At 63.3% G+C, this 16,838-nt stretch carries 12 protein-coding genes; 5 read left to right on the forward strand and 7 right to left on the reverse strand.

Going from position 1 to position 16,838, the window contains the following annotated elements; all coding sequences use genetic code 11:
* Positions 1 to 64: 64 nt before the first annotated feature.
* The 3 genes from MA04_RS19955 to cfa all read right to left on the reverse strand — a co-directional run bounded on the left by MA04_RS19955 (position 65) and on the right by cfa (position 2,791).
* A complete protein-coding gene (locus tag MA04_RS19955) occupies positions 65 to 997 on the reverse strand; it encodes a FecR family protein (protein ID WP_262462431.1) in 933 nt (310 codons plus the stop codon).
* 5 nt (positions 998 to 1,002) lie between these two features.
* A complete protein-coding gene (locus MA04_RS19960) occupies positions 1,003 to 1,512 on the reverse strand; it encodes an RNA polymerase sigma factor (protein WP_233917386.1) in 510 nt (169 codons plus the stop codon).
* A gap of 118 nt (positions 1,513 to 1,630) precedes the next feature.
* Positions 1,631 to 2,791 carry a cyclopropane fatty acyl phospholipid synthase gene (cfa, locus tag MA04_RS19965; RefSeq protein ID WP_262462433.1) on the reverse strand — a complete coding sequence of 387 codons (1,161 nt, stop codon included), beginning with the start codon at positions 2,789 to 2,791 and terminating at the stop codon, positions 1,631 to 1,633.
* A gap of 499 nt (positions 2,792 to 3,290) precedes the next feature.
* On the opposite strand from cfa, the gene MA04_RS19970 reads away from it, so the two are divergent.
* Positions 3,291 to 4,334: a metal-dependent hydrolase gene (locus MA04_RS19970; protein WP_055100483.1), complete on the forward strand. Its 1,044-nt coding sequence runs from the start codon at positions 3,291 to 3,293 to the stop codon at positions 4,332 to 4,334.
* Here MA04_RS19970 and MA04_RS19975 read toward each other — a convergent pair.
* Positions 4,329 to 5,396, reverse strand: a complete 1,068-nt coding sequence (locus MA04_RS19975) for an AraC family transcriptional regulator (RefSeq protein WP_262462435.1) — start codon at positions 5,394 to 5,396, stop codon at positions 4,329 to 4,331. The two genes, MA04_RS19970 and MA04_RS19975, sit on opposite strands and share 6 nt — an antisense overlap.
* 2 nt (positions 5,397 to 5,398) lie before the next feature.
* Entirely contained in the window at positions 5,399 to 6,301 is a 903-nt protein-coding gene (locus MA04_RS19980; RefSeq protein ID WP_163121985.1) for a GGDEF domain-containing protein, read from the reverse strand.
* Positions 6,302 to 6,620: 319 nt separating this feature from the next.
* Here MA04_RS19980 and MA04_RS19985 point away from each other — a divergent pair, with 319 nt between their 5' ends.
* From MA04_RS19985 to MA04_RS19995, 3 genes are read left to right on the forward strand one after another with little or no spacing between them, the layout of a single operon-like run.
* Positions 6,621 to 9,110: a TonB-dependent receptor gene (locus MA04_RS19985; RefSeq protein WP_163121983.1), complete on the forward strand. Its 2,490-nt coding sequence runs from the start codon at positions 6,621 to 6,623 to the stop codon at positions 9,108 to 9,110.
* 11 nt (positions 9,111 to 9,121) lie between these two features.
* On the forward strand, positions 9,122 to 10,984 hold the full coding sequence (locus tag MA04_RS19990; protein ID WP_262462438.1) for a phytase: 1,863 nt from the start codon (positions 9,122 to 9,124) through the stop codon (positions 10,982 to 10,984).
* On the forward strand, positions 10,981 to 12,924 hold the full coding sequence (locus MA04_RS19995) for a PhoX family protein (RefSeq protein WP_262462440.1): 1,944 nt from the start codon (positions 10,981 to 10,983) through the stop codon (positions 12,922 to 12,924). Before MA04_RS19990 ends, MA04_RS19995 begins: the two co-directional genes overlap by 4 nt.
* A gap of 7 nt (positions 12,925 to 12,931) precedes the next feature.
* Here MA04_RS19995 and MA04_RS20000 read toward each other — a convergent pair whose 3' ends face one another.
* A complete protein-coding gene (locus MA04_RS20000; protein ID WP_262462442.1) occupies positions 12,932 to 13,765 on the reverse strand; it encodes a hypothetical protein in 834 nt (277 codons plus the stop codon).
* A 185-nt stretch (positions 13,766 to 13,950) separates the two neighbouring features.
* Here MA04_RS20000 and MA04_RS20005 point away from each other — a divergent pair, with 185 nt between their 5' ends.
* Entirely contained in the window at positions 13,951 to 15,753 is a 1,803-nt protein-coding gene (locus MA04_RS20005; protein ID WP_262462444.1) for an AMP-binding protein, read from the forward strand.
* On the opposite strand, the gene MA04_RS20010 is transcribed toward MA04_RS20005, so the two are convergent.
* Positions 15,750 to 16,763 carry a zinc-binding alcohol dehydrogenase family protein gene (locus tag MA04_RS20010; protein WP_262462446.1) on the reverse strand — a complete coding sequence of 338 codons (1,014 nt, stop codon included), beginning with the start codon at positions 16,761 to 16,763 and terminating at the stop codon, positions 15,750 to 15,752. The two genes, MA04_RS20005 and MA04_RS20010, sit on opposite strands and share 4 nt — an antisense overlap.
* Between the last annotated feature and the right edge of the window lie 75 nt (positions 16,764 to 16,838).

Here is a 16,838-nt window from a genome sequence, read left to right on the forward strand (position 1 = left end):
TGCGGGGCACCATAGAATCTCCCACAGTGGCCTTGTGACGCGATTGGCGGAACCTGATCTGGCGTCAGCGCAGAATGATCAGACCCGGCAGCCGGTACTGATGGATCGACAGGCTGGCGGCGAGCGCGGTGAGCATGGCCTCCGGGTCTCCGGTGTCGAAGACACCGCTGACCCGCCGATGGCGGGCGTCGCCGAGTACCCAGATCGGGGTGTCCTGGTAGCGCTCCAGACGGCGGGCCACCTCCTCCAGGGGGAGATCGCGCACGATCAGACGCCCGCGTGTCCAGGCCTCGGCTCGCGCCGCGTCGACGCTGACCGGATCCTGCAGCCCGCCGTCTTTCCAGCGTACCGCCTGACCGGGGTTGAGGGTTTCCCGGTGCCGTCGATCGCTGGCCAGTACCTGTCCCTCGATGACGGTGAGCAGGACGTCACCACCCTCGCGGGCGACATTGAAGCGGGTCCCGGTGACGCGAATACGGGCATCCCCGGCCTGGACGGTGAATGGCCGCTGGCGATCCGCGGCCACCTGGAACAAGGCCTCGCCGCGCAGCAGCTCTATGCGGCGGTTGGCGTCATCCAGGTGCCAATTGGCGGCGCTGTTGCCATTAAGAACCAGGCGGCTGCCGTCGGCCAGTTCGCGGGAAAGCTGCTCGCCGGCGGCGGTGCGCAGGTCCGCCTGCCACAGCCGCCATGGGGACTGCCCGAGGAGCACCAGGGCCAGCACCACGGCGGCGGCCAGCGCCAGCGGCAGGAGCCGGCGCTGACGCCTTGGCGCGGCCATTTCCGCCCCGTTATCGAGGGACGCGCCGTCGGAGGAGAGGGCGCCCAGGTGCCTCCATAAGGTTTGCGCGCGCTGGTAGGCCGCCTCGTGGGCCGGGCTGCGCCGGCGCCAGCAGTCCAGGTCCTGGTGGTCCTGCTCCCGGGCACGACCGGAATGCAGGTGCGCGAGCCGGCGGTTGGCTTCCTGATCCAACGGTGGAGGGTGATGTTCCGGCATCGGGCTCATCCTTGCGCTTGCCAGGCCAGGCGCGCCTGACAATGGTTGAGGGCGCGCAGAATATACTTGCCGACCATCCGTTCGGATACCCCGAGCCGGCCGGCGATCTCCTTTTGCGTGAGCCCTTCCAGGCGGTTCCACAGCAGGGCCTGGCGCACATGATGGGGCAATTCGCCGAGCGCTTCACGCAGGCTGTCGAGCACCTGGGCGTCGCTGGCGGCGGTTTCCGGATTCGGGGCGGGGCTTTCCAGGTCCTCGGCGGCCTCCTGCAGGGTGATGGCGGTGGGTTGGCCGTTTTGCTGGCGCAGGTGATCGATGAGCAGGTTGCGGGCGATGCGAAACAGGAAGGCGCGAGGGTTGTCCAGCGCTTGATGGCGCGGCACCCGGCGCAGGCGCAGATACACTTCCTGGCATAACTCGGCGGCCAGCTCCGGTGACTGCAGACGCCGGTTCAGATAGCCGGTGAGTTCCGCCGCATGTTGCTGGAACAGATGGTCGCGGGGATCCGCTTGCATGAAGGTCCGCCCGGAGCGTATTAAATGATAATGATTCCGAATCAGGGCGCAATTATGCCGATATCCCAGCCCGGGCGCCAGCGGCACCCGAGCAGAGAAGAGCGCAGAGCGGAGAGCATCAACGAGGGGCGTGATAGGTGCGGGAGCGCTGGCCGGGCTTGCTGAACACCCATTGCCACAGCTGAATGTGACGGGCACGGAAACCGCCGGCGCAGACATTCAGGTAGTAGTGCCACATGCGGAAGAAGCGATCGTCGTAGCGGTCCTTGAGCTGCTCCCAGTTGGCCTGGAAGTTGGCGTCCCAGGCTTTCAGGGTCTTGGCGTAGTCGGGGCCGAAGTTCTGCATATCCTCCACTACATAGAAGGGCTCGGCGGCGCGGGCGATCTGTTTGATCGAGGGCAGTTCGCCATTGGGGAAAATATACTTGTCGATCCAGGCATCATGGGCGGCGCTGCTGAGGTTGTTGCCAATGGTGTGCAGTAGCATCAGGCCGCGCTCCTTGAGCAGGTTGGCGGCGGTTTTCATGAAGGTGTGATAGTTGCGGCGCCCGACGTGCTCGAACATACCCACCGACACTACCCGATCGTAGTGCCCGGTGACGGTGCGGTAATCCTTGAGCATGATCTCAACCGGCAGTGCCTTGCAGCGCTCGCGGGCCAGGTCCGCCTGTTCGCTGGAGACGGTAACGCCATGGGCGCGCACGCCGTAATGGCGGGTGGCATGCTCCACCAGTGAACCCCAGCCGCAACCGATGTCGAGCAGGGTCATGCCCGGTTCCAGTTCCAGTTTGCGGCAGATCAGATCAAGCTTGGCCTGCTGGGCTTCGTGCAGGGTGGCTGCGTCCTTCCAGTAGCCGCAACTGTAGGCCATGGTCGGATCCAGCATCAGCTGAAACAGGTGGTTGTCCAGGTCGTAGTGTTTCTCCGCCACCTGCCGGGAGCGGCGCAGGCTTTGCCGGTTGCGTAGCGCATAGCCCGCCAGCTGTACCGCCACCATCCAGCGCGGCTGGCTGATGCCGTCGGCGCCGGCGCGCAGGATGCGGGTAATGAATTCATCGATGGCGTCACAGTCCCACCAGCCGTCCATGTAGGACTCGCCGAGCCCGAGGGAACGTTGCGCGGCGAATCGGGACAAAGTATCGGGATGGTGAAGATGCAGATCCCAGGGACGCCGGCCATTGATCTGAATGTCGGCGTTGGCGAGGATCTCGGAAATGATCGCGTCGATGGAGCGGGAACCGGTGTGGGTGGTGTCGTCCCGGCTGCGTGAACCTAACATACAGTGCCTCCCTTCGGGTGATGAACTGCATGGGTCACGGGCTACAGCTTGGCTGCCCATTGCCCTGACTATTGTGCGACGATGAAGCGTGTTTCCCTGTCGGATGTCACCGTCATCCGGGAACGGCGGATGCAGTACTACACGGCTCCGGCCGCCCCGGGGTCGTGCCAATCGTCGATTGGCGGTGGCCTCTCCCTGTGCCATGGCGCAATAATCCGGTTCTTCGCACGGGCGGATTAAACGCGCGCTCCCCATTCTTTGACGGTCTGATCACGGGTGCAAGCCCTTCGTTACCGCTTCGCTGTTTGAGTGCCTGATTTTTATTATGGCCGCCGTCCATGGCGGCCACCCTTCGGGCCGTCGCAGGAGCAACGTTAAAAATCGTTCCTGACGATTTTTTCAAATTAATTCATGGGGTTATCGCCGTTATGTATCAAAACTATGGGATTCATAGGCGTGGCCGTCCGAGCCGGAAAAGGCAATGGCGGAGGGAAAAGCAATGGATTCTCTGACTCAGGCGGTCCTGGGGGGAGCCCTGGGTGGCACCGTTTTGGGACGCCGTTTTCCGCGTGGCGCGATCCTCGGCGGGGCGCTGCTGGCGACCTTGCCGGATCTGGATGTGTTGATCGATTACGGCAGCGCGGTGGCGAATTTTTCCGAGCATCGCGGCTTCAGTCATTCCTTGCTGGTGCTGACGCCTTTTTCGCTGCTGCTGGCGATCCTGTTGTCTCGCCGTTGGCGTGATGTGTCGCCGGCACGCTGGTGGGCGTTCACCGCTCTGGTGTTGCTTACCCACCCCTTACTGGATGCCTTCACCACCTACGGTACCCAATTGTGGTGGCCCCTTGGTGAACCGGTGGCGTTGAGCAGTGTGTTCATCATCGACCCGTTATACACCCTGCCATTGCTATTGGCGGTGCTGGTGGCGCTGTGGCGGCCGCCGTCGCGGCGGGCATTGGTATTGGGGTTGACCTTGTCCAGCGCCTATCTGATCTGGAGTCTGGCCGCCCAGCAGTGGATGACGCAGCGGGTGCGTGCCGAACTGGCCGGTATCGGCGTCACGCCGCAACGGTTGCTGGTGCAGCCCATGCCATTCTCGACACTGCTTTGGCGGGCCACCGCGCTGACCGATGATCAGCGCCTGGAAATGGTCACCGGTGTATTGGATCACCCAGGCAGCATGACGCTGGAACGGTTTCCGCGTCATCGGGAGCTTGAGGCGGTCGCCGCCGGGCTGCCGGAAGCGCGGCGGCTGGCCTGGTTTACCGGTGGTCTGCTGGATTATCAGCGCGAGCAGGAGCAACTGGTGGTGACGGACGTCCGCCTTGGGGTTCCGGGCGCGCATCCGTTCCGTTTTGTGCTGGCGGCATTCGACGGTCATGACTGGCAGCCTTTGCCAAGCACTCGTCTGAGCGATGTCAGAATCCGTGATGGAATGTGGTCGATGTTGTGGCGGCGCACATTCGCCATAAAACCGGTGCTTTGTCTGCGTACCCTGCAACTGGGGGAGGCGCCGACGGATTGCCTGGATACGGCACTATAGCGGTTTCAGCGTGGTCATGGCGCGGTCCACCAGCTGTTGACAGGCACGTGGGGTGAGGCCGGTCCAGCGTTTGAACGAGCGGCGGAAATTGGTGTTGTCGTTGAAGCGCAAATAGCGCGCAACCTGTTCACCGCTGTAGCCATAAAACTGCAAAAGATGCAGAGCGGTATGCTTGCGCGCCCGATCCAGCAGGTCCTGAAAGTGAGTGCCATGGTGTTTGAGTTTGCGTTTTAACGTGGCCGGACTCAGGCCCAGTTCCCGCGCGGCGGTATCCAGGGACGGCGGCTCGCGGATGCGCTCGATCAGCGCCAGATAGAGTTGGTGAACCAGACTGGTGTCGCATCCCAGGGCCAACTGTTGTTGGTGGCATTGTTGCTCGGAAACCGCCCGCGCGGTGTGCGAGCCCCTGGGCCAGGGCTGATTCAGATAGTGGGCGGGAATCAGCATGGCATCCATTTGCGCTTCGAAGTACAGCTGGGCGCCGAGGTAGACCTGATAGTGTTCCGGATAGTCCGGTTGCGGGTAGCTGAATTGGAAGGTCCACGGCAACGGGCCGCCGCTGAGCCAGCGGGTCACCGAGGCCAGGGCTGACATCATGCTCTCCACCAGAAACCGGTACTCATTCCCCGCGCCACAGCTGTCCAGCCACTGCACGCAACAATATTCGCCAGTACGGATGATGCGGGGCGCCAGTAGTGGTGTGATCAGAGGCTGATAATCCTCCAGGGTGATGAGCGCCTGATCCAGATGGGCGGCGTTGCCGAGCAGCGTGCTGATCGCGCCATAGTGGCCGGGAAGCAGTGTCTGCCCATAGCGGAAGCCGAGCTCGGGATCCGGGTGCAGGCGGCGAATGTTATGCACCAGTTGCAGGTAGTGGCGCGGCGACAAACGCGCGTTGGTATTCAGAAGATCTTCGGGAAACAGGCCGGTATGTCTGAGCGCCTTGTGATCGTCCAGCCCCGGTTCGCGCACCATCTCCAGCAACAGCGCCGGGTGATGGTGACAGGGGATGAAACGGTCGTCCCGCTGATAACCGATATGGTGGTGAGAGCCGCCGCGCATGATCAGGCCGCGACGTTCGTCGCCCGCCGCCGGCGGACTTCATCCAGATCCCGGTTGGCGCGCTCCAGCCAGGCCTCGGGGGTGTCCGCGCCGGCTTCGGTGATGGCCGTCACCAGCCGTGAATAGTGAGTGCCGCCCTGAGCGCTCTTGAAAGCGAAAGCCGCTACCGCTTGCTCCAGTTCCCGCGCCAGATCCAACGCCTGCCTGGCGTCGATATCGGTCAGTAACGCGGCGAAACGGTGGCCGGCGTAGCGGCACAGCAAGTCGTTGCGGCGCAGGTTCAGCAACAGCAATTCGGCTACTTCCTGCAATAGCCGTTGGCTGTCCCGCTCGCCGAGATGGCGGCGGTGGGCATCGAAGTCCGGCAATTCCATCATCAACAGAACCGGGGGGGCGGCACAGCGGGAAGCGAGGGCCAGATGTTCGCGCAGATAACCGGCCCGGGTGAGCGGGGTCAGACGATCAAAATCCCGGTGCTCCCGGAACAGCTTTTCCCGCTTACGCAGCTGATCGCAGATCGCCTGTTGCTCCTTGTGCCAGTGATACAGACCCAGTGTCAGCAGCAACATGCCCACCGGCATGGCTCCGGATTCCAGCCAGTGGTCCCAGACTATGGTGGCCGGCAGTTGAATGACCTCGTCCATGACGTCCTGCCAGTAGGCCACGAAAATACCGCTGAGCCCCAGTGCCAGAAGGTTGGTGACACGGCCGGCGGGCCGGCTGTTGAGCATCAGGGCCAGCCAGATCAGAACCAGCAGGGCGGCGCCGCCTTCGCCGGCGATATCCAGCCAGACCACCTCGGCCATCGGTTTCAGGGTGCCGGTCAATGTATTGAGCGCCAGAATCGCCGAGGCGATGGTCAGTAGACCGAACCACTTCCATCGATGTAGTGCGAATCCCCACATCCGTCATTACTCCTTTTTGAACTCCTACCCTTCCTACGCCGTGGGCATTGCATCGGCGTGACAGGATCGGTGCCGTCGACGCAGGGGGTCGGATCAGCTCACGGCATCGGTGTTTTCGCCGTGCTGGACCGAGCCTGAGACGGCGTCAATGCCGGTAAATCGTCCGGACGGGAGGGTGTGATCGGCTCAACGCGGGCCGGAAATGCCGCTCAAAGCCCTGATAACCAGGGGGCTGGCCACGGGGTGTAACGGAAGTGACATGGCCTCTGCCTAGGTTCCGTGCAACGCGGATGACGTTGCTGACTGCCTTGGGGGACACATGACCCGCTATCAACTGAATACACCTGTTTTGAAACGTACGTTACTGGCCTCGGTGATCGGTGCCCTGGCGCAAGGCGCCGGCGCTGAAGAGAGCGTGGAGAGCCACCGTCTGCAGGCGGTGGAAGTGGTCGGCCAAAGCGCCAGTGTGGAAGAGGCGCTGGCCAGCCAGCGGGCGGCCGACAACATCCAGACCACGGTGAGCGCCGATGCCATCGGTCAATTGCCGGACACCAATGTGTCCGAGTCACTGCAACGCCTGCCCGGTGTTTCCATCGAACGGGACCAGGGCGAGGGCCGCTTCGTGCGGGTGCGTGGCCTGGCGCCGGATTACAACGCGGTGGATGTGGATGGCGTACAGATTCCGGCGCCGGAGGCGGGGCGCCGGGCGGTGGCTCTGGATGTGGTGCCGGCGGATCTGCTGGAATCGCTCACCGTGGTGAAGACCCTGACGCCGGACATGGACGCCAATTCCCTCGGCGGGACGGTACAGGTGCGAAGCCTGTCCGCTTTCGACCGCCCCGGCCTTTACTATTCGGTGACCGGAAAGGGCAGTTACAACGAGCTGATGGATGAAACCAGCCCGGAACTATCCGCCGCTTTCAGTAATCGTTTCAGTATCGGTTCCGGAGAAGACAACTTTGGCGTCGCGGCGGCATTCAGCTGGTCCGAGCGTGACTTCGGCTCCGACAACGTGGAAACCGGTGGCGGCTGGGACTTTGATGACGGTGATGCGCGGCTGGAGGAATTCGAACAGCGGGATTACACCATCACCCGGGAGCGGCTCGGTCTGGCGTTGAACTTCGATTACCTGCCCAACGACAACAGCCGCTATTACTTGCGTACCCTGCACAGTCGTTTCCGGGATGAGGAAATCCGTCAGGCCAACGTGTTCGGCTTCGAAGAAGCCATGGCGCCCAACGAAACCGGCGCCGTGGAAGTACAGAAAGAGCTGAAGAACCGCGAGGAAACCCAGAAGATCACCTCGGTGGTGTTCGGCGGTGAGCAACGCTGGGATGACTGGGCCATGGAGTACCGTATCGGTCACAGTCGGGCCAGCGAGGACGAGCCCCGCCATACCGGTGGCGCCGTGTTTGCCGCCGAGTTCGACGATGGCGGCTATTACGGTAGTCATAAACCCCGCCCGGTTTTCCCGTCCGGTTTTTTCGACGATGCCTTGTATGAACTGGACGAAGTGGAGGTCGCCCAGAGTGACACCAAGGATCGCCAAACCGACCTGAAGCTGGATTTCACCCGTGATCTGATGTGGAACCAGCACTTTGCCACCCTCAAGTTCGGCGGCAAGGTGGCCCGCCGGGACAAGGAGTCCGACGCCGAAACCTGGATCTACGAGCCCGATGGCAATCTGTCGGATTTTGCCAAGGACGTGGACTATGGGCTGGGTGAGATGGGATCGGGCATCGATACCAGCGTGGACAATCTACTCAGTGGATCTGGCGAGCGGGACGACGAGGCGTCCGCCATCGAGGACTACGACATCTCCGAGGACAGCCGGGCGGCTTATGTGATGGGCACCGTGGACGTGGGGGATCTGCGCGTGCTGGGTGGGGTGCGGTACCAGAGCACCGACTTTTCCGCCCGAGGGTACGGCGTGGAAGATGGTGATATCGTCGCCAATCGCTTCAACGAGGATGAACAGCACTGGTTGCCGGCGCTGCATCTGCGTTACCGGGTGGGGCCGGATACGCAGATCCGGGCGGCGTTCACCCAGAGTGTAGTGCGACCCACCTTCGAGCAATTATCGCCGGGTTATGAAATCGACGGTGACGAGGCCAGTTTCGGTAATCCGGGGCTCAAGTCCCTGGAAGCGGACAACTACGATCTGGGCATCGAGCATTACATGGGGCGCGCCGGCGTGGTCTCCGCGTTCCTGTTCTATAAGGATCTGAAGAATTTCGTTTATCGCACCGATGTGGGCGGCGCCAGCGGTTACGAGATGTACGACGAGGCGGAGACGTTCGAAAATGGCAACAGCGCCTCTTTATACGGTCTGGAGTTGGCCTATTCGAAAACCTTCAGTGGTCTGCCGGCGCCGTTCAATGGCCTGCTGATCGGTGCCAACACCACTCTGGTCGATTCCGAGGCACGCATTCGTTCTTATGATGAGGATGCCGGGGGATACCGGGATCGCACCATCGCCTTGCCGAGCCAGTCGGACCTCACCGCCAATCTGATGGTGGGTTACGAGACCCGCAAGCTCAGCCTGCGGCTGGCCGCCAACTACACCGGAAACTATCTTCAGGAAGTGCAGGATCCTTTGGACAAGCGCTACGACATTCACGTGGACGATCACGTTCAACTGGATTTCACCGGCCATTATTTCCTGACGGAACAGCTGCAACTGACCTTCGAGGCGATCAACCTCACCGACGAACCCTTCTATGCCTACACCGGCAGGGAACGCTACAACGCGCAGTATGAAGAGTACGGTGCCACCTACAAACTGGGCCTGTCCCTGAAGCATTACTGAGGAGCCGTTGAATGAAACTGATGGGAATGAAACGACGGCTTGCGATATTGCTCTGCGGTGGTCTGGGATTAGCGGGCTGCGCCATGGATAGCGTGGCGGAATCCGCGTGGAGGAGCTGGGAACCGGAGCGGCGATTCCTGGATCTTTGGTACGCACCGGGCACCACGCAGTGGGCGGCGCTGGATCAACGGGGCGGGCTCTGGATCAATGGCGAACGGCAGTCAACCGTCTCCCAGGGCTATCAGCATCTGGATGGCCGTGTTGTCGCTTCGGGAGACTGGCGCCTGGCGTTGGTGGAGCAGAGCAGCAATGAAGTACGGGTCCTGACCATCCGCGATGGTCAGGTCATGGCAGGCAGTACCATTCCTGCTCCGGATTATGAAGTGGCTGGTCTCTGTCTGTATCAGGACCGGGATGGTCTGTTGTCGGTGTTTCTGCTGGATGAGCGGGGCGGTGCCGACCAGTGGTTGATCGGTGAGGGGGCGGCGTCGTCGCTGCGCCATTTGGTATTGCCGCCGGAGGTTCAGGCCTGCCGGGTGAACGACGACGATGGCGACCTCTACGTCAGTGAGGAGCGAGTTGGTGTCTGGCGTTATGCCGCCGATGCCGAGCGGGATGCCGAACGCCGGGTGGTGGATATGGTGGCGCCCCGAGGCGGGTTACAGCAGGGTGCCGCCGGTCTGGCGGTGATTCCGGATGGGCTGGCGGTGCTGGACAAGGATGCCGGGACCTTGCACCTGTATCGCGACGGCGAACCGGTGGGAGCGGCGGTAACGGTGCCGGCTCAGAAAGAACCGGAAAAACTGGCGGCGCTCTGGCGAGACGGAGAGCTGACTCTGGTGGTGCTGGACGACGAAGGAAGCGCCGCTCAGACCATGACGCTGCCCTGGCGGGCGGCGAACCCAACGTTCGGCGACACGGATATGGCGGTGGTGCACGCGGTGGCACAAACCGATCCGGTGGCCCGTTTCGGTGACGCCGCGGATGATCCGGCGATCTGGTTGCACCCGGAAAAGCCGGAGCGCGGCCGTGTGCTCGGTACCGACAAAAAAGCGGGTTTGTACGTTTACGATCTGCTCGGCCGAACCCGGCAGTTTCTGCCCGTGGGGCGGCTCAACAATGTGGACGTGCGCGGTGACTGGGCGGTGGCCAGCAACCGGGATCATGACAGCCTCCAGGTGTTTCGTATCGACACCGAAGGCAACGTCTCCAACGCCGGTGAAATCGAAACCACGCTCAAGGACATTTACGGTTTATGTCTTTATCAAGCCGGTGCCGATGAGTTGCATGCCATCGCCAACGGAAAAAATGGCGAGTTTGAGCAGTATCGCCTGAACCTCACCGGCGAGGCGCCCTCGGCGACTCTGGCGCGGCGTTTCCGGGTGGACAGCCAGCCGGAAGGGTGCGTGGCCGATGAGGTGACCGGCCAGTTGTTTGTCGGCGAGGAAGATCAGGCGGTGTGGACACTGCCGGCCGATCCCGAATCACCGGGCACGCTGGCCAAGGTCATGGCGGTGGGTGAGAAACTGGTGGCGGATATCGAAGGGCTGGCGATTTACGCCGGCGAGCGCCACCGTTATCTGGTGATTTCCAGTCAGGGTAACGACAGCTATGTGGTGTTGGATGCCCTGCCGCCTTATACCTACCGGGGACGATTCCGCATTGCTTTGGATTCGCGGCGCGGTGTGGACGGGGTGTCGGAAACCGATGGTCTGGAAGTGACTTCCGCCAACCTGGGTGGTGCTTACGGAGAAGGGCTGCTGGTGGTTCAGGATGGGCGCAACCGGTTGCCGCAGGCGCCGCAGAATTTCAAGTACGTGCCCTGGTCAGCGGTACGTGAGGCGTTGAACCTGACCAGGGAGGCGCGGCCGTGAGCGGGGAATGGCGAACCGATCCCGAGGACTGGGAAGCACAGGACGATCACCCGGTGCTCCGGAGTAGCGAGGGCCACTGGCTCAGCCTGACCCGGCGCGGTGTGCTCAAGGGTGGCCTGGGGTTGGCGGCGGTCTTTGTCGGAGGCTGCGCGGTGACCGGTGGCGCGCGGCCACGCATCGGATTCACGCCGCTGCCGGCGCAAACCGATCCCGGCTTTGACGCGGTGCGGGTGCCGGCGGGATATCGCGCGGTGCCTTTCTACAGCTGGGGGGATCCGATTGATGCCGAGGCGCCACGGTGGCGCGCGGACGCCGGTAACGACTGGCGTGATCAACTGCGGCAGGCCGGAGATAACCATGACGGGATGCACTATTTCCCGTTTGCGGATAATCCCAACGGGCACGGCTTGCTGGTGATCAATCATGAAAAAGTGGCGACGGATTTTCTGCATCCACGGGGTGCCACGGTGCTGCATGACGAACAGGGCAGGCCGCGCCGGCCCGGCGAGGAAGTGAATAAGGAGCTGGCCGCCCACGGTGTCAGCGTCATCGAGATCGCCAAGGACCGCGACGGCCAGTGGCGGCGAATCATGACGTCTTCCTATAACCGTCGCATCAGCGGTTTGACGCCGATGATACTGAGCGGTCCGGCGGCGGGGTCCGAAGCCATGCGCACCGCCTCGGATCCCACCGGGCGCCGGGTAATTGGCACGTTCGCCAATTGCGCGCTGGGCTACACCCCCTGGGGTACTTACCTGGCCTGTGAAGAAAACTGGCCGAATTACTTCGTCAATCGGGACGCGGAGGATTATCAGCGGCGTCCGCAACAGGCCCGCTACCGGCTCAGTCAGGGCGAGCGCAGTAACTATTATTTATGGGAAACCGCGCAATCCCGCTTCGATGCCACACCGGACCGTTCCCTGCCTCACCAGGGGGAGGTCAATGAACCGAACCGGTTCGGCTGGGTGGTGGAAATCGATCCCTTCGACCCGGACAGCACACCGGTGAAGCGTACCGCCATGGGACGGCTGGTGCGCGAATGCGCCACGCCTTCGCTGGCCGATGACGGGCGCATGGCGTTTTACTTCGGGGATGACACCCGCGGTGAGTACATCTACAAATTCGTGCCCCGTGATCGTTACCGCGCGGATGATCCCGGCGCCAACCGGGAGCTGCTGGATCACGGCACTTTGTACGTGGCGGTATTCCATGATGACGGCCGAGGTGAATGGCGGCCCTTACGGCACGGTCAGGGGCCGCTCAACGCCGCCAATGGCTTCCCGGATCAGGCGGCCGTGCTGATCAACGCGCGCGGCGCCGCGGATCTGCTCGGCGCTACCCGCATGGACCGGCCCGAATGGGTGGCGGTGCGGCCCGGCAGCCGAGAGGTTTACGTTACGCTGACCAATAACGATGAGCGTGGTGTCGATGACGGGCAACCGGTGAACGCCGCCAATCCCAGGCCCAGGAACCTGCACGGACAGATTCTGCGCTGGCGGGAACGGGACAATGATCCCGCCGCCACGGTTTTTGATTGGGCGCTGTTTTTATTGGCGGGTTACCCCGCCGGCGGCGAGGCGCCGGCCCATCAGTGGGGTACCATCCAGGGCGACGTGTTCTCTTCGCCGGATGGCCTCTGGTTCGATCCGGCGGGGCGCCTCTGGATCGAGACCGATTACGACGACGAAAGCCCGGACCACCGGGCCATGGGAACCAATCAGCTGTTGTGCGCGGACCCGGACAACGGCGAGGTGCGTCGTTTTCTGGTCGGGCCACGGGGGTGCGAAATCACCGGCATTACCGGTACGCCGGACGGGCGGACCTTGTGGGTCAACGTACAGCATCCGGGGATCAGCTATCCGGCCAGCGATGGCCGTACCCGTCCCCGTTCCACCACGGTGCTGATCACACGCGACGACGGCGGCGAGATCGGCACCTGACCAACAACTACTCGATGCCCATGTAACGAAACCACAGCGTGCGGCCGGTGCTGATGAAGTGCGGCAACAGGCGGATTACCTCGTCACGCGGCGACGGACCGGTCCATTCTTCCGGCAATAACGGGTCGGTGTTGAGGATCTTGGTGGCGGCCCGGCCCACGCGCAAAAAACGCGCGCACAGGACTTTGTCGGGGGCGGTGCCGGCGGGGGCCTGGTCGAGCAGCCGACACATTTCATCACGGACCTTCTCGAGCAGGGTGTGGCGGCGCCGAAAATCCCACAAACCGGGCCTGGGGGTGACCGACAACTGATCGGCCCGCAGCAGCACGGTTTGCGGGGCCATGCCCAAGGCCCGCAGTTCCTGCCGCAGGGCGGAAAAGGCCAGTGACAGGTTGGCGGGGCGGGCGAACAGATCCCGTTGCACCTCGGCGAACCCCCTTTGCCGAAGGGCCCTCTCATGTTCCCGCCAGCCGCTGCGGTTGGAACGCGATACCTGGTGGGTGACCGCCACCCACCAGTTCTCTCTCCAGGGACACAGCAACTCGCTCAGACCCTGCCAGCGGCCCTGTTCCCGGGCCCAGGGGGCGTTTTCCGCCAATTGCCAGCTGCCGCGTTGGGGGCTGATGATGGCGCCCTGCGTGGACAGGCGGCTCACCGCCACGCGAATGGCGCCGGCCTTGAACCCCATGATGTCGCCACCCTGGGCCAGCGCCACCGAGGTCAGCGCGGTGTCCGCGGCCACGGCGAGCATATCCAGGACCAGTGTTCTGGGGGTCAATTCCGCCAGTTTGGTGAGCGAGGGGATTGACGGTCGTCCCTGGGGAGTTACATCATCTTTCATCGATTCCACTTTTGGGTAACAAGTAATATGTGGCCGGGGAATATTATCCCATGAAATCCAATCGTCTTACTTACTCGCTTGAAGGCCGGGTTGCCACCTGGAATTGAAGGAAGACGCGGATGCTCGCGTTCCGGTTTGATGGGAATGCGGCATGCGCCAAGGGAGCGTGAAAATAACAGGATGTGATGATGGAACCAGCTATCGCGAACACCAGTAGTGCGGTTCGGGCCTGTCTGGAGCGGGCGCCAACGCCGCTGCGCTTGCTGCGTCAGGCCGCGGTGCGCTATCCGGATCATCCGGCCCTGGTGTATCTGTGCGATGCCGATAGCGGCCACCGGGTGACGGTCAGTTATGCTCAATTGCTGGCCGAGACCGAGGCGGTGGCCCGCGCGCTGCGCGCCAGCGGGGTTACCCCGGAAGATGGCGTGGCGATGTTTCTGCCCCTGGTGCCGGAGGCGGTATCGGCCTTGATCGCTGCTTGTGCGGTGGGGGTGGCGTTTCCGGTGAATCTGCTGATGTCGGAACAGGCGATCGCCTCCCAACTGGCGCTGGCCCGCTGCAAAGTGGTGATCACCGTGGGATCCCATGCGGAGTCGGATTTGAGCGAACGGATCAGCGCCGCCGCCGCGAGTCTGCCGCGACCGCCCCATGTGGTGGTCTTGCCGTTGGGAGATGCGGAGAAAGCGACGTTCGACGGGGAGCCCTGGCCGGCGTTCGTGGCGAAGGCGGGGGATGCCGCTCTGGCCGCGGACGATGATCCGGAGCGGGTGGCCGCTCTGCTGCACACCGGTGGGACCACCTACGCGCCGAAACTGGCGGAACTGACCCTGGGCAATCTGGCCGCCGGCGGCGTGATGACCTGTGCCGGGTGCGGTTACAGTCAGGGCGACCGCCTCCTGAACGGCCTGCCCCTGTTCCATGTGGGCAGTTCAGTTGACGCTGTGCTGGCGATCATCGCCGCCGGTGCCACGCTGGTGCTGCCCACTGCCCTGGGGTTAAAGAATCCGGCGGTGATCCGGCGTTTCTGGTCCATGCTGGACGCGTTGGAGGTGACGCTGGTGGGCGGCGTGCCGACCACGCTTTCGACCCTGGCCGACGCCCCCCGCCAACAGCAACGATGCGCTTCCCTGAGAGCCTTTCTCACCGGTGGTTCGGCGCTCAATCCGCAGTTGGCCCGGCGTCTGGAAACCATCAGCGGCGCCCCGGTGTATCAGCTTTACGGCATGACCGAGTCCGCCGGTATCGTTACTGCCCAGTTCATCGACGGGATGTTCCGGCCGCCGCTGGCCGGACACCCGGTGCCGTTGGTGGAAGTGGCTATTGAAGAGCCGGGCCGGCCGCTCCGGGCGGGCCAGCGAGGCGAGCTGTGGGTCCGGGGTCCCAATGTCTTCGTCGGCTATCGTACCGCCACGGGTACACAGGACCGGCCCCACAATGGCTGGATTCCGTCCGGGGATCTGGTGACGGTCACCGATGATGGGCAGTTGCGGATTGTCGGCCGCACCAAGGAAGTGATTATCCGCAGTGGCCATAACATTGATCCGCAAATGCTGGAGCAGGTGGCGGAAGAACACCCGGCGGTGCTGGAGGCGGCCGTGGTGGCGATGCCGGATCAGTATGCCGGAGAACTGCCGGTGCTGTACGTAACACTGCGAGCCGGGGCGGATGAGCGCAGTGTCGAAAGCATCGATGCCTTCGTGCGTGATCGTATCGCCGTGCCACAGGCCCGCCCTCGCCATGTGTTCGTATTGCCCTCGATGCCGGTGACACCGTTGGGCAAGGTGGCGCGTTATCAATTGCGGCAAAAGGCGGTGAGCTACCGGGCCGGGCAATTGATCGCCGAGCTGGATACCGGCGCCAGGGTGAGCTGCCCGCAGCCGGACGCCAAATCAATCGTTATCGACTGGTCCTCGTCGGCGGCCGCGGCCATGCATGATCGGGCGCGGGAGCGGCTGGCGGAATTCGGGCTGGTGCTGATGTCCGCTTAGTTCTCCCAGCCGGCCAGAACCAGTTTGCCGATGGTCCGGCCATCCTCGATACGGCGGTGCGCCTGCTTCAGGTTGGCGGCGTTGATCGGGCCCAGGGACTCGCCCAGGGTGGTTTGCAGTATGCCTTCATCCACCAGTTTGGCGGCCTGGGACAGAATCTCCCCCTGGCGCTCCATATCCACGCCGAACAGGGCCCGGGTAAACATGAATTCCCAGGCGAAGCGGGCGCTTTTAGGCTTCAGCGCGTTCAGGTCCAAGGGACCGCGGGCGTCGACAATGGTAACGATGCCGCCCAGCGGTTTGACCAGATCGCAGGCTTCGGCCCAGTACGGATCCGGTTCCTGGGCCAGCAGAACGGCGTCCACGCCGTCGATACCGAGGGCTTTTACCGGTTCCACCAGCCCCTGGCGGTAATCGATGGTGTGGGCGGCGCCCATGGACTGACACCAGCGGGCGGATTCGTCGCGGCCGGCGGTGGCGATCACCGTCATACCAAAATGGCGGGCGGCCAGTTGAATGCCGATGGAACCGACCCCTCCGGCGCCGCCCACCACCAGCAAGGTCTTGCCCTTGGCGGTGTCCGGGGTCAGACCGAGCTGGTCTTCCAGGGCTTCCCAGACCGTTAGCGTGGTCAGCGGCAAGGCGGCGGCTTCTTGCATGCCCAGACTGTCGGGTTTGTGCGCCACCAGCCTTTCATCAACGCATTGGAACTGGGCGTTGCTACCCTGGCGTTGCATGGCGCCGGCATACCAGACCCGGTCGCCGGGCTTGAAACCCTGAACCTGGTCACCCACCGCCTGCACCCGGCCGGCGGCGTCATAACCGAGCACCCGGAAGCCGGGTTCGGCCAGTGGCCGCTGGCGCACCTTGGTGTCCACGGGGTTTACCGATACCGCTTCCACCGCGATCAGCAGATCGCGGGGGCCGGGAGCCGGGGTGTCCAGCTCGATATCCTGTAACGCGTGCAAGTCTTCAATAGCTCGGGGGCGGTCGAAACCGACAGCTTTCATCCTCTCCTCCTGGTAACGCAGTTTGGCGCAAAGTGAGCCCGCGCGGACCGGTCGCCGCCGTGTAGGATGGCAAGC

The sequence above is a fragment of the Alloalcanivorax balearicus MACL04 genome, from assembly GCF_025532145.1.
GTDB lineage: Bacteria > Pseudomonadota > Gammaproteobacteria > Pseudomonadales > Alcanivoracaceae > Alloalcanivorax > Alloalcanivorax balearicus.

Excerpts from the sequence above, each read along its gene's own strand:
- MA04_RS19975 (WP_262462435.1), bottom strand. The coding sequence starts at position 5,396 with ATGCGCGGCGGCTCTCACCACCATATCGGTTATCAGCGGGACGACCGT.
- cfa (WP_262462433.1), bottom strand. The coding sequence starts at position 2,791 with ATGTTAGGTTCACGCAGCCGGGACGACACCACCCACACCGGTTCCCGC.
- MA04_RS20005 (WP_262462444.1), top strand. The coding sequence starts at position 13,951 with ATGATGGAACCAGCTATCGCGAACACCAGTAGTGCGGTTCGGGCCTGT.
- MA04_RS19980 (WP_163121985.1), bottom strand. The coding sequence starts at position 6,301 with ATGTGGGGATTCGCACTACATCGATGGAAGTGGTTCGGTCTACTGACC.
- MA04_RS20010 (WP_262462446.1), bottom strand. The coding sequence starts at position 16,763 with ATGAAAGCTGTCGGTTTCGACCGCCCCCGAGCTATTGAAGACTTGCAC.
- MA04_RS19960 (WP_233917386.1), bottom strand. The coding sequence starts at position 1,512 with ATGCAAGCGGATCCCCGCGACCATCTGTTCCAGCAACATGCGGCGGAA.
- MA04_RS19990 (WP_262462438.1), top strand. The coding sequence starts at position 9,122 with ATGAAACTGATGGGAATGAAACGACGGCTTGCGATATTGCTCTGCGGT.
- MA04_RS19970 (WP_055100483.1), top strand. The coding sequence starts at position 3,291 with ATGGATTCTCTGACTCAGGCGGTCCTGGGGGGAGCCCTGGGTGGCACC.
- MA04_RS19985 (WP_163121983.1), top strand. The coding sequence starts at position 6,621 with ATGACCCGCTATCAACTGAATACACCTGTTTTGAAACGTACGTTACTG.
- MA04_RS20000 (WP_262462442.1), bottom strand. The coding sequence starts at position 13,765 with ATGAAAGATGATGTAACTCCCCAGGGACGACCGTCAATCCCCTCGCTC.
- MA04_RS19955 (WP_262462431.1), bottom strand. The coding sequence starts at position 997 with ATGCCGGAACATCACCCTCCACCGTTGGATCAGGAAGCCAACCGCCGG.